Here is an 11,661-nt window from a genome sequence, read left to right as displayed (position 1 = left end):
GGCCGAGGCCGCCGCCGCCGAGGCCGGCTTCCCCGGCTTCGCGCCGGATGCCTGCCTGATCAATTGCTATGCGCCCGGCGCCAAGATGTCCTTGCACCAGGACAAGGACGAGCGCGATTTCAGCGCGCCCATCGTGTCGGTGTCGCTGGGCCTGCCCGCGGTATTCCTGTTTGGCGGCTTCAGCCGCGCCGAACGCCCCGGCCGCATCGAGTTGCGCCATGGCGATGTGCTGGTGTGGGGCGGGCCGGACCGCATGCGTTTCCACGGGGTGTTGCCGGTGGCGGAGGGCGAGCACCCTTTGCTGGGGCGGCGCCGCATCAATCTGACTTTTCGCAAGGCGCGCTGATCCATGGCTGAACCGGCCGATTCCACTTCTTCCTTGTCTTTGTCTCTGAGCTTGCCCGCGGATTTCCGCCGGGACGACTTCATGGCCTTCCACCGTCGCGACGCGCAAGAGTTGTCCGAGCGGGTGACGGAACTGAGCCTGAGCAAGGGCCTGCTATGGCGCGGCGCGCCGGCCTGCCTGAGCATGGACTTCGTCGCGGACGCGGTGCGGGTGGGGCTGGACGCGGATGTCCCGCCTCAGGCCGGCGACGCGGCGGCCTTGGCCGCCATGGCGCGTCGCATGCTGGGCTTGACCCAGCCGGTGGCGGAGTTCGAGCGCGCGCATCACGGTCATCCGCAGCTGGGCGGCCTGATCGCCGCGCGTCCCGGCTTGCGCGTGCCGCAGACTTCGACGCCGTTCGAGGCGCTGGTCTGGGCGGTCACCGGCCAGCAGATCAGCGTGCATGCCGCCATTTCGCTGCGGCGTCGGCTGATGCAGTTGGTCGGCAAGCGCCATGGCGGCGGCCTGCTGTGCCATCCGTCGCCGGAGCAATTGGCGGAGCTGGAGCCGGAGCAACTGGGCCAGGCCGGTTTTTCCCGCGCCAAGACCAAGACCTTGCTGGAATTGAGCCGGCGGACCGCGGACGGCGATCTGCCGTTGCAGGGCTGGCTGGACGGTGGCGCGCCGGAGGAGATCGCCGCGCGCTTGCTGGCCTTGCCCGGCATCGGTCCGTGGACGGTCAGCTACGCGCTGCTGCGCGGCTATGGCTGGCTGGATGGCTCGCTGCACGGCGATGTGGCGGTGCGGCGTGGCCTGCAGCGCTTGCTGGAGCGGGAGGAGGCGGTGTCGCCGCGCGAGACCGAGCAATGGCTGCAAGGCTTCGCGCCATGGCGCGCGTTGGTGGGCGCGCATCTGTGGGCGATGCAGACCGCGGCCGCTTATTGAGCCCGCCCAAGCGATTTCCGCCGCGCGAGCTTGGCGCTGGCCGCGTGTTTGACTATGCCTAAATAGAACAAGAAGCCGTGCGGCGTCCGGCGGGCCGGGCCGTCAATATAGCCACGCGAGGTGCGGGATGGGGAGGCAAGCCGATATCGGGTTGGTGTTGTCGGGCGGCGGCGCGCGCGCGGCTTACCAGGTGGGCGTGCTGCTGGGCATTTCCCGGCTGCTGCCGGATGCGCGGGCCAATCCCTTTCCCATCATCTGCGGCACCTCGGCCGGCGCGATCAACGCGGTGGCGCTGGCCTCCGGCGCCAGCAATTTCAATCTGGCGGTGGCCACGCTGGCGCAGATGTGGAAACAGCTGCATATCCAGGATGTCTACGATGCCAGTTCCGGCTACTTTCTGAAGACCTTCTTGCATTTCGGCCTGTCCATCCTGTCCGGCGGCCGGCTATGGCGCAATCCCAAGAGCTTTCTCGACAACGCTCCGCTGCGCGAACTGCTGACCAAGGTGATGGCGTTCGAGGGCATAGACCACTCGGTGCGCCACGGCGCGCTCAAGGCCTTGGCGCTGACCGCCTCCTGCTACACCACCGGGATGTCGGTCACCTTTTTCCAGGGCGCGGACAGCCTGGAGGAGTGGGAGCGCTATCAGCGGCTGGGGCTGCGCGAGCGCATCGGCATCGATCACATGATGGCCACCTCGGCGATTCCGCTGATTTTCCCCTCGGTGTGCCTGGGCGAGAAATTCTATTGCGACGGCGCGGTGCGGCAGTTGTCGCCGCTGTCGCCGGCGCTGCATCTGGGCGCGGAAAAGCTGTTCGTCGTCGGCCTGGCCAGCAAGCGGCCGGATACCATAGAACGCCGCCACAGCGGTTTCTATCCGTCGCCGGCGCAGATTTTCGGGCATCTGCTCAACAGCGTGTTCATCGACAGCATGTCGGTGGACATGGAGCGGCTGACCCGGGTCAATCATACGGTGTCGCTGCTGCAACGCCATGAGGACCTGGCGAATCAGACCCAGCTGCGCAAGGTGGACATCTTCATGCTCAATCCCAGCAAATCGCTGGAGGGCATCGCCTACAAGCACACCCGGCTGTTTCCGCCGCTGCTGCGCTTCCTGATGAAGGGCACCGGCGCCACCCGTCACCGCGGCACCGCCTTGGCCACGTATCTACTGTTCGAGCCGGGTTATACCCGCGAGCTGATCGCGCTGGGCTATAAGGACGCGCTGCAGCAAAAGGACGCCATCCGCCGTTTTCTGGAACTTTAGCCGGCGGCGCGGTTCTGAATTCTCCATGTTGTATGGCACAATCATGCGCCATGACGTTTTACCGCCAAACATTGAGGATGATATGGCTCTGAGCAACCGACAAGGTTTTCTGCTGATCGCCGCCGCCTGCGCCGGCGCGATGGGCTTCGCATTGTACGCGCAGTATCAGTTGGGCCTGGAGCCGTGCCCGCTGTGCATTTTTCAGCGCATCGGCGTGATCGCCGCCGGCGTGATCGCCTTGCTGGCGGCGCTGCTCAATCCCGGACGGGGCGGCGCCAAGGTCTGGGGCGGGCTGACCCTGTTGGCGGCGCTGGCCGGCATTTCGGTGTCGCTGCGTCAGCTGTGGCTGCAGCAGTTGCCGGCGGACCAAGTGCCGGCCTGCGGCCCTGGTCTGGAATTCCTGATGGAGTCCTCGCCGTTGATGGAAGTGATCTCCAAGGTGCTCAAGGGCAGCGGCGAGTGCGCGACTGTCGATTGGACCTTCCTGGGCATGGCCATGCCGTTCTGGGTGGCGGTGTTCTTTGCCGGCGTGATCGCCTTCGCCGGCTGGCTGATGGTACGCAAGCCGGCCTGATGCCATCGCGAGGATCACAATAGCCGCCCTGGATGGGCGGCTTTTTTCATGGCGGCGACGCGAGGCGTTCACGCATGAGCTTTGTGCATAAATGAGTCGATGAAAAACCATGGCCGCTCATGCGTCAACCCGCTTGCCGCTTAGCGTTTGTCATTTTGGTGCAACATATTGATTTGATGTTAATGCATTGATTTTGAATGATTGTTTGCTGTTGCCGCCGACGATGGGCTTGGCGGGATGATGGCGGCTTTCTTGTGGCGTGGCTTGGCGCAGGGTAGGGCCGCGGCCAGCCGGCTGCGGCGCGGTTCTGACGACCGTGTTGGAGACTACAAGGGTGTCGGCATATGAAACTGAACAATCTGGCTTGCGCTGCCGCGGCAATGGGCATGGCGCTGGGCGCGCAGGCGCGCGCCGAGGAGGCGGAGGTGCTGGAGCGGGTCACGGTGACCGGGTCCAATATCAAGCGCATCGGCAAGGAGAAGGCGCTGGCGGTAGAGGTGATCAAGAAGGAGGACATCGACAAGACCGGCGCGTCCACCGTGATCCAGTTGCTGGACCGGCTGCCGGCGGTGGGCAGCTTGCTGGCCGGAACCAACTCCGGCAGTTTCGCCGCCGGCGCGGCCACGGCCGGGCTGCGCGGCATGAGTTCCAAATACGTGCTGGTATTGTTGAATGGCCGGCGGTTGCCGAATTACGCGATGTTCATCAGCGGCAGCGATGCCTTCGTCGATCTGAACACCTTGCCGCTGTCGGTGATCGAGTCGGTGGAGATCCTGCGCGATGGCGCGTCGGCGATCTACGGCTCGGACGCGGTGGCCGGGGTGATCAACTTCAAGACCAAGCGCAACTATCGGGGAGCGAGCGCCAGCACGCGGCTGGGACAGAACCTGGATGGCGACGGCAATGAGCAGTCGCTGAACCTCAGCGGCGGTTTCGGCGACCTGGACCAGGACGGCCAGAATCTCTTGCTGTCCTTCGACGTCTACCATCGCGAACCGGTGTTCAGCCGCAATCACGCCACCACCCGCAGCAATGATTACCGCTTCCTGGGCGGGCTGGATGTGCGCAGCGGCGCGCAGTGGGGCTATTGGAACGACCGCACGCCCAATCCGGGCAAGACCAATGCGCTGGCCAAGCCCTTGCCCGGCTGTCCGCCGTCGCGGCTGACCTCCCGTCCCAGCGGCTCGGTGCTGTGCGTGTCCGATGTCGACGAACTGGGCACCCAGCTAGCGCCGCGCACCAGCCGCTATGGCTTGTTGGCCAATTACATCCGGCGCGTGGACGGCGATGCCGAATTCTTCGCCGAGCTAGGGGTGAACCGCAGCGAGACGCCGCTGGATGGCGGCTATTCCTTCGTGCAGGCCATTGTCACGCCCAGCTGGGCGATTTATCCGCGGGATGGCGGGCTGGGGGCGATTTATCCGGACTTCAAGCCCACCGACAATCTGCAGATCACCCGTAATCTGTCGGAGAACGGCCGGCGGCTCAATGAGATCCGCAGCGACACCTATCGCGCGGTGCTGGGCGGCCGCGTCTTGCGGCGCGGCTGGGACATGGAAGGCTCGCTGAACCTGGGCTTGAACAAGGTGGATGCGCGCCAGAGCAATGTGGTGCTGAACGACGCCTTCCTCGCGATGCTGAAGAACGGCGCCAATGGCCAGCCGCTGTACGATCCGTTTTCGCAGAACAATGCCGCCGCCGCGTTGCGGCCTTATCTGGCCACCATCGCCAATACTTCGTCGTCGCGCTTGTCTGCGTTCGAGTTCAAGGCCAGCCAGGACGAGTGGTTCAAGCTGCCGGCCGGCGCCGTCGGCGTCGCCGCGGGATTGCAGTGGTCGCATGAATCGGTGGATGCGCGGCCGGACCCGCTGCTGCAAAGCGGCAAGATCATGAACTTCGCCGTCCAGCAAAGCCTGCGCGCCAGCCGTTCGGTATTGTCCGCCTTCGGCGAAGTCAATCTGCCGGTGTTGAAAAACCTGGAGCTGCAGCTGGCGCTGCGCGCCGATCGCTACAACGACTTCGGTGACACCTTCAATCCCAAGCTGACCTTCGCCTTCCGGCCCTGGGAACCGGCGATGCTGCGCGGTTCGGCCACCACCGGCTTCAAGGCGCCGACGCTGCCGCAGTTGTACGCGTCGCGCCAGGCTTATGCCTCGGTGTACGACTACGCGCAATGCGCCGATCGCGGCATTCCCCGCGAGCGCTGCGGCCTGGGCAGCAATCAGCTGCGCAGCGGCGGCAATGCCCAACTGAAGCCGGAGGATTCCAGGAACTATGCATTGGGCCTGGTGCTGCAGCCCAGCAAGGCGCTATCCGCCACCGTGGACTGGTATCAGATCGAGGTGTCCAACACGGTGCAGTCGCTGGACCCGCAATATGTGCTGGACAACCCGGGCCGCTTTCCCGGTTTCGTGGTGCGCAAGCCGTCCGATATGCCCGGCGTGCGCGGGGACATCGAATATATTTCGGCGCCGTATATGAATATCGGCAAGACCCGCACCCGTGGCGTTGACATCGATGTGCAATACGATTGGTCGCTGGGGGTTTACGGCAAGCTGAAATTCCGCAATGCGCAGAACCGCATTTTCAGCTATCAGGAGTCGCAGACCGAAACCGATCCGCTGCTGGAGTACGCCGATTATGGCGCGCAGCCGCGCTGGAAGAATGTATTCGAAGTGACGTACAGCAAGGCGGCGTATTCGCTGGGTTTGGCGGCGCGCAGCTACGCCTCCTACAAGAACCAGTATTCACAGCTGTACGGCCATGGCGGCAAGCTGAAGCAGAGGGTGGCGTCCTACACCGCGCTGGACCTGAATTTCGGCCTGGCGCCGTTCAAGGGCTTCAAGGTCAATGGTGGCATCCGCAATCTGGGCGACCGGCGTCCATCCTATGCCACTGGGGAGGGGTTCGGCAGCGGCGTCGCCGGCTATTCCGGCGCGGCCACCGATTTATGGGGGAGGATGCTGTATCTGTCCGCCAGCTACGCCTTCTGAGAACCTGTTGGTGGTGCTGCGCTTCAGCGCTGATGCTGCAGCGCGCGTCCCGCGGGCGTGGGGCTGACCGTATTGCGCCCAGAGCGCTTGGCGATGTAGAGCGCGCTGTCGGCGTCTTCGTAGAAGGTGCGGCCGCTGTCGTCCGGGTCCGGCACGCGCGCGGCGACGCCTATGCTGCAAGTGACCTTGCGCAGCGGACTCTTCAGGTGGGGCAGTTCCAGCGCGGCCAGCCGCAGGCGGAAGTCTTCCGCCGCGGCTACCGCCTGATCCAGCCCGCATTCTTCCAGCAGCACGCCGAATTCCTCGCCGCCCAGCCGCGCCACCACATGGCGCCGGGTAGAGAAGCTGGCTTGCAGCTCTTGCGCCAGCCGTTGCAGGATCAGGTCGCCGGCATAATGGCCGTAGTGGTCGTTGTAGCCTTTGAAGTTGTCGACGTCGAGAATCAGCAGCGCCAGCGCCTTGCCGGCGGCGCGGTGCTTGTCCAGCACCGGCGCCAGCACCTCGTCGAAGTGGCGGCGATTGTACAAACTGGTCAGCCCATCGGTATTGGCCTGCAGCAGCAGCTTGGATTGCCGCGACACGAAGCGGATGCTGCCGGCCAGCCACAGCAGGATGGCGGTGGTGACGCCGCTCCAGAACACCGAGGCCAGTGTCAGCAGCAGCACGCTGAGCACCAGCACGCCACAGGAGGCCAAGAGATAGGCCGGCAGAATGCCCTGGCGGTGCTTGTAACGGCTGAGCAGCAGGTCCAGCAGCAGGATGGCCAGCGCGTTGATGGCGGCTTTCCAGCCCAGCGGCAGCGGCATCGGGGTGTTGTCGGTCTGCAGTCCATGCAGCAGGAAGGCGTTGATTTCCACGCCGGGCATGCCGCGGTTATTGGCCGACAGCGGGGTGGAGTGGATGTCGCCCAGGCCGGTGGCGGTGGCGCCCACCAGCACGATCTTACCGGCGAAGAAAGAGGCCGGCAACTCATTGAGCGCGTCTATATAGGAAACCTGCTGGAACGGTGGCGGGCCGGACAGATAGGGCACCATCACCGGGTCTTCGCGCAGCCAGCTGTCCGGTTCGCCGGGCGGCATCGCCATTTTCTGTTGCTCGGACTGGCGCTGGCCATTGGCCAGATCCAGCACCGCCTGGGCGAAGTTGGGGTGGTGGGGCGAGCCCAGGCCGGCCTTCAGGTAAACGCGGCGGATCACGCCGTCATTGTCCAGTTCGTAATCGGTGTGGCCGAGGCCGGCGCTGGCGGCGGCGATATTGGGCAGCGGCCGGGTTTCGGTCAGCCGGTTGCCTTGCATCTCGGGAAACACCGGGCTGATCACCTTGCCATTGCGGCGGATGGCGTCGGCCAGCGCCTGGTCCGATTCCGGCGTGTTGTGCGAGGCTTCGGCCAGCACGATATCCAGGCCCACCGCGCGGGCCTGGGACAGCTTGTCCACCAATTGGGCATGGTATTCGCGCGGCCAGGGCCAGCGGCCGAGTTCGGACAGGCTGCGCTCGTCGACCGCGACGACGACGATGTCGCTGTTTTGCTCATGGTTGGTCTTGAGCCGGATCAGCCCGTCATACAGCCAGAAATCCAGCCGCAGCAGCAGGCCGGACAGGGTTAGCAGGGCTGCCAGCAGGGCCAGCAGAAACGGCAACAAGCGCAGAATCTTGTCGCGATAAAAAGTTAGCATGCTGCCATTCTAGGGAAGTTTTTAGGGAAGAGTGAGCATTTCTTGCTCTTCCTTCGCCAGGTAGCCGTGCTCTCCCTCGACCTTGACCTCGGCCCGGTATTGACCGGCCGGCAAGGCTTGCAGCGCTTTCAGTTCCCATTGCGGCTGCTCGCTGCTGAGGCTGAAGGGCTGGCGTTTTGCGTCCTGCGTCGGCATCGGGGTCAGGGTCAGCGTGTAGCGCGCGCGGGTGATGGGATAAGGGCGGCCAGCCAGTACCGGGGTGGGCTGCTGCAAGCGGCTGAGCCAGCCCTTGGTTTCGACTTTCTGAGGGGTGGAGTAGGGGCCGGGGCGGCCTTGAGCATCCAGCCGCGCCAGTCGCCAATACCAAGTGCCGGGCTCCGGCAGATTGGTCTTGAACTCGGCTTCGGTCAGGGTCTGTTCCAGCAGCGGCTGGGCGAAGTCCGGCTGGCGCGCGAGCTGCAGGCGCAGCGGTTGCTCCGGCGTGGCGTTGACCCGCAACGGCAAGGTCTGGCCGCGCAATTGCGCGCCGCCGGCCTGGGTGAACAGAAGCGGCGGCAGCGGATAGGCTTGCAGCTTGAAGCTGCGGCTGCTGTCATAGCCTTCCAGTCCGGAACGGCTCTTGGCGCGAACTTGCAGCACATAATCGCCGTTGCCCGGCAGGCTGGGATAGTAGCGAGGCGCTTGCAGCTGGCGCTCGGCCAGGCGCTTCTTGCCGTTGAGGGTGACGCGATAGGAGGCGGCGTGTTCATTGCTGGCCCATTCCAGTGGCGGCGGGTTGAATTGGTTTAGGTCCGCCAGGGAGGACAGATCCGGTGGCGGCGGCAATTCCTCCGGCGCGCTCGGTCCGTCCTTGAGGCTGGACAGGGTGCCGAAGCCGGCGGGCACATCGACCTTGCTGTGCTTGCCTTTGACTTCCACCACGCCCTTGAGTACTTCGGCCGAGGTGTCTTCCTGTTCGGATGCGTTGACGCGGAACTCGGTGCCGCGCACGGTGGTGACCGCCGATGGGGTGCGGATTTCGTAGCGGCTGGGCATCAGGATATTGGGTATCACCGAGTTGCCGGTGCTGCCGTTGTCCAGTTTGATCTGCGACTTGATCGCGCCGGTGCTGGGATAATAGACCTGGGTTTGCAGCGTCAGATCGGAGTTGGCGTTGATCAGCAGTGAGGAACCATCGACGAAGCGCAGCTTGATCATGGCGTCATTGCCGGTCTTGAAATGGGTGCCCTTGGGGTACTTCTGACCCACGGCCAGATTTAGCGGCTTGCCGGCCCCATTGACGGCGCGGGCGTCGCCGGACACTTCCTCCAGCGTGGCGTCGGACGGCGTTTGTTTGATCCAGGGATAGGGCACGCGCAGAATGCTGCCTGGCACCAGTCGGTAGGGATTGGCGATGCGGTTGCGGACTTGCAGCTTGGGCACGTAAGCGGGGGACGATAGGTGCTCGGCCGCCAGCGCCCACAGATTGTCGCCGTCCTTGACCGTGTACTCCCAGATGGCCTTGTCGGCAGGCGCGCCTGCCAGGGCCAGCGTGCTGGCGCAACAGCCAGCCACCAGGATTAAGTTGCGCATAGTTGAATCTCTTTATAAAGATATCAGAAAGTCAACCGCAGTATCACTTTAGGCTTTGCGCTTTGCAAGCTGATATCGTCTCAAACAGTAGTTATTTGTCCTAAACGCAGTGTTGTATGTATGTTGAATTAAAATCTTGAGTCGATAATGCAAAAAAGCAGCCGAAAGGCTGCTTTTTTGCAATGCTTGGCGGAGTGGACGGGACTCGAACCCGCGACCCCCGGCGTGACAGGCCGGTATTCTAACCAACTGAACTACCACTCCAGCAATTGGTGGGCGGTACTGGACTCGAACCAGCGACCCCTGCCGTGTGAAGGCAGTGCTCTACCAACTGAGACTAACCGCCCAAAAACCGTGTTACCGATTAGGCTACTGCTTTAATGCGTTGGCGGAGTGGACGGGACTCGAACCCGCGACCCCCGGCGTGACAGGCCGGTATTCTAACCAACTGAACTACCACTCCAACCGAAACTTGGTGGGCGTTGACGGAGTCGAACCGCCGACATTCTGCTTGTAAGGCAGACGCTCTACCAACTGAGCTAAACGCCCGAATCCGGGTACTGCTTTTAATACTGTTGGCGGAGTGGACGGGNNACTGAACTACCACTCCAACCGTAAAACTTGGTGGGCGTTGACGGAGTCGAACCGCCGACATTCTGCTTGTAAGGCAGACGCTCTACCAACTGAGCTAAACGCCCTGAATCCTGTTCGCTGTTGCGTTTGCGTCTCAGCGAGGAGGCGAATTAAAACACAGGGTTTAAGCTTGCGCAAGTGGTCTATCAGCAATTTTTTTCAACTGACGACAATTTCGAATAAAAGCTCCAAAAATTAATGTTTTTGTCAGACAGAAAGGTGACGCCGGCTTTATCGCTAAGGTATCATGCCGCCATTAGCTATTTATCGGATGACGTAACGAATGAAGCCGACCTTTCTCGATTTTGAGCAGCCAATTGCCGAACTTGAGAACAAAATAGAAGAACTGCGCTATGTTCAGGACGATTCGGTGCTGGACATCTCGGAAGAGATCGCGCGTCTGCAGAAGAAGAGCCAGGAGCTGACCAAGACGCTCTACGCCAAGCTGACGCCGTCTCAAATCGCCATGGTGGCGCGCCATCCGCAGCGCCCCTACGCGCTCGACTATATAGAGAGTATTTTCACCGACTTCGAAGAGCTGCATGGCGACCGCGCGTATGCCGACGATGCCGCCATCGTCGGAGGCCTGGCCCGCTTCAATGGCCAGTCGGTGATGGTCATCGGCCAGCAGAAGGGCCGCGACACCAAGGAAAAGATCCGCCGCAACTTCGGCATGCCGCATCCGGAAGGCTATCGCAAGGCCTTGCGCCTGATGAAGCTGGCCGAGAAGTTCGGCATTCCAGTGGTCACCTTGGTCGATACCACCGGCGCTTGGCCCGGCATCGGCGCGGAAGAGCGCGGACAGTCGGAGGCCATCGGTCGCAATCTCTATGAGATGACGCGCTTGCGCGTGCCCATCATCGTCACGGTGATAGGCGAGGGCGGTTCTGGCGGTGCCTTGGCCATCGCGGTGGGCGATTGCGTCAATATGCTGCAATACGCGACTTACTCGGTGATTTCGCCGGAAGGCTGCGCTTCCATTCTGTGGAAGACCGCCGAACGCGCGTCCGACGCCGCCGAGGCGTTGGGCATCACCGCGCCGCGCCTGAAGACCCTGGGCCTGGTTGACCGCGTGGTCAACGAGCCGGTGGGTGGCGCGCACCGCGATCATGCCCAGATGATGGCGAGCATGAAGCGCGTGTTGCAGGAAGAGTTGAAAGACTTGACCTCCAAGCCGATCGACGAATTGCTGAAAACCCGTTTCGACAGATTGATGAGCTATGGCCGCTTCAAGGAAGCCGCAGCCTGACCCGCTCGAAGCTCTGCTAAGCCATTGGCCGGACGAATTGTCCGGCCAATGTGCTTTTGAGGTGGGCTTGAGCGGTGGTTTGGACTCGGTGGCGCTGCTGGCGCTGCTGTGCCGCGCACGCGAACACAGGCCCGGGCTGGCGGTAAGCGCCGTGCATGTGCATCACGGCTTGAGCCCGAATGCCGACGCCTGGGCCGAGCATTGCCGCGCCTTGTGCGCGGCGCTGCGGGTGCCGCTGCGGCTGGAGCGGGTGAGTTTGGTCGTCAGCGGCGGCGATAGCCTGGAAGCGGTGGCGCGCACGGCGCGCTACCAGGTGTATCGGCGCTCCGCCGCCGGGGTGGTGGCGCTGGCGCATCATCTGGACGATCAGGCGGAAACCGTGCTGCTGCAATTGCTGCGCGGCGGCGGCCCGCGCGCGCTGGCGGCG

The 11,661-nt window shown here is 63.4% G+C and carries 9 protein-coding genes and 5 tRNA genes; 7 read left to right on the top strand and 7 right to left on the bottom strand.

From position 1 onward, the window contains the following. From LQT98_RS22630 to LQT98_RS22610, 5 genes are all read left to right on the top strand, one after another. Positions 1 to 346 (top strand): alpha-ketoglutarate-dependent dioxygenase AlkB (locus tag LQT98_RS22630; protein ID WP_231465383.1); only part of this gene is annotated, 346 nt, incomplete at its 5' end. 3 nt (positions 347 to 349) lie between these two features. Then, entirely contained in the window at positions 350 to 1,270 is a 921-nt protein-coding gene (locus LQT98_RS22625; RefSeq protein WP_231465381.1) for a DNA-3-methyladenine glycosylase family protein, read from the top strand. A gap of 127 nt (positions 1,271 to 1,397) precedes the next feature. Beyond that, positions 1,398 to 2,537, top strand: coding sequence for a patatin-like phospholipase family protein (locus tag LQT98_RS22620; RefSeq protein WP_048411789.1), 1,140 nt, complete (start codon positions 1,398 to 1,400; stop codon positions 2,535 to 2,537). Positions 2,538 to 2,619: 82 nt separating this feature from the next. Beyond that, complete coding sequence (locus LQT98_RS22615) at positions 2,620 to 3,111, top strand: disulfide bond formation protein B (protein WP_231465378.1); 492 nt, start codon at positions 2,620 to 2,622, stop codon at positions 3,109 to 3,111. Between the two features lie 344 nt (positions 3,112 to 3,455). After that, positions 3,456 to 6,104 (top strand): TonB-dependent receptor plug domain-containing protein, encoded by a 2,649-nt coding sequence (locus tag LQT98_RS22610; RefSeq protein WP_231465376.1) that lies wholly within the window; start codon positions 3,456 to 3,458, stop codon positions 6,102 to 6,104. Between the two features lie 23 nt (positions 6,105 to 6,127). Here the strand turns inward: LQT98_RS22610 and LQT98_RS22605 are convergent, their stop codons facing one another. The 7 genes from LQT98_RS22605 to LQT98_RS22575 all read right to left on the bottom strand — a co-directional run bounded on the left by LQT98_RS22605 (position 6,128) and on the right by LQT98_RS22575 (position 10,050). Next, positions 6,128 to 7,780, bottom strand: coding sequence for a CHASE2 domain-containing protein (locus LQT98_RS22605; RefSeq protein ID WP_048411787.1), 1,653 nt, complete (start codon positions 7,778 to 7,780; stop codon positions 6,128 to 6,130). Positions 7,781 to 7,801: 21 nt separating this feature from the next. Continuing rightward, entirely contained in the window at positions 7,802 to 9,352 is a 1,551-nt protein-coding gene (locus tag LQT98_RS22600; protein WP_231465374.1) for a FecR family protein, read from the bottom strand. Positions 9,353 to 9,539: 187 nt separating this feature from the next. Beyond that, positions 9,540 to 9,616 (bottom strand) — tRNA-Asp (locus LQT98_RS22595). A gap of 6 nt (positions 9,617 to 9,622) precedes the next feature. Further along, positions 9,623 to 9,699: transfer RNA gene (locus tag LQT98_RS22590), tRNA-Val, on the bottom strand. A 39-nt stretch (positions 9,700 to 9,738) separates the two neighbouring features. After that, a tRNA-Asp gene (locus LQT98_RS22585) sits at positions 9,739 to 9,815 on the bottom strand. Positions 9,816 to 9,825: 10 nt separating this feature from the next. Next, positions 9,826 to 9,901 (bottom strand) — tRNA-Val (locus LQT98_RS22580). Between the two features lie 73 nt (positions 9,902 to 9,974). Beyond that, a tRNA-Val gene (locus LQT98_RS22575) sits at positions 9,975 to 10,050 on the bottom strand. A gap of 218 nt (positions 10,051 to 10,268) precedes the next feature. On the opposite strand from LQT98_RS22575, the gene LQT98_RS22570 reads away from it, so the two are divergent. Both LQT98_RS22570 and tilS read left to right on the top strand, forming a co-directional pair. Further along, positions 10,269 to 11,234: an acetyl-CoA carboxylase carboxyltransferase subunit alpha gene (locus tag LQT98_RS22570; RefSeq protein ID WP_048409686.1), complete on the top strand. Its 966-nt coding sequence runs from the start codon at positions 10,269 to 10,271 to the stop codon at positions 11,232 to 11,234. A 61-nt stretch (positions 11,235 to 11,295) separates the two neighbouring features. After that, on the top strand, positions 11,296 to 11,661 hold a 366-nt coding region (tilS, locus tag LQT98_RS22565; protein ID WP_231465372.1), incomplete at its 3' end, for a tRNA lysidine(34) synthetase TilS.

Origin of the sequence: Chromobacterium aquaticum, assembly GCF_021129195.1 — a bacterium.
Classification (GTDB): Bacteria; Pseudomonadota; Gammaproteobacteria; order Burkholderiales; family Chromobacteriaceae; genus Chromobacterium; species Chromobacterium aquaticum.
Note: the sequence above shows the minus strand (reverse complement) of the source record. Positions and strands in the feature narration are given on the sequence as shown.

What these genes read in the sequence shown, in the direction of transcription:
- LQT98_RS22625 (WP_231465381.1), top strand. Translation starts at nt 350, where the DNA reads ATGGCTGAACCGGCCGATTCCACTTCTTCCTTGTCTTTGTCTCTGAGC.
- LQT98_RS22620 (WP_048411789.1), top strand. Translation starts at nt 1,398, where the DNA reads ATGGGGAGGCAAGCCGATATCGGGTTGGTGTTGTCGGGCGGCGGCGCG.
- LQT98_RS22615 (WP_231465378.1), top strand. Translation starts at nt 2,620, where the DNA reads ATGGCTCTGAGCAACCGACAAGGTTTTCTGCTGATCGCCGCCGCCTGC.
- LQT98_RS22610 (WP_231465376.1), top strand. Translation starts at nt 3,456, where the DNA reads ATGAAACTGAACAATCTGGCTTGCGCTGCCGCGGCAATGGGCATGGCG.
- LQT98_RS22605 (WP_048411787.1), bottom strand. Translation starts at nt 7,780, where the DNA reads ATGCTAACTTTTTATCGCGACAAGATTCTGCGCTTGTTGCCGTTTCTG.
- LQT98_RS22600 (WP_231465374.1), bottom strand. Translation starts at nt 9,352, where the DNA reads ATGCGCAACTTAATCCTGGTGGCTGGCTGTTGCGCCAGCACGCTGGCC.
- LQT98_RS22570 (WP_048409686.1), top strand. Translation starts at nt 10,269, where the DNA reads ATGAAGCCGACCTTTCTCGATTTTGAGCAGCCAATTGCCGAACTTGAG.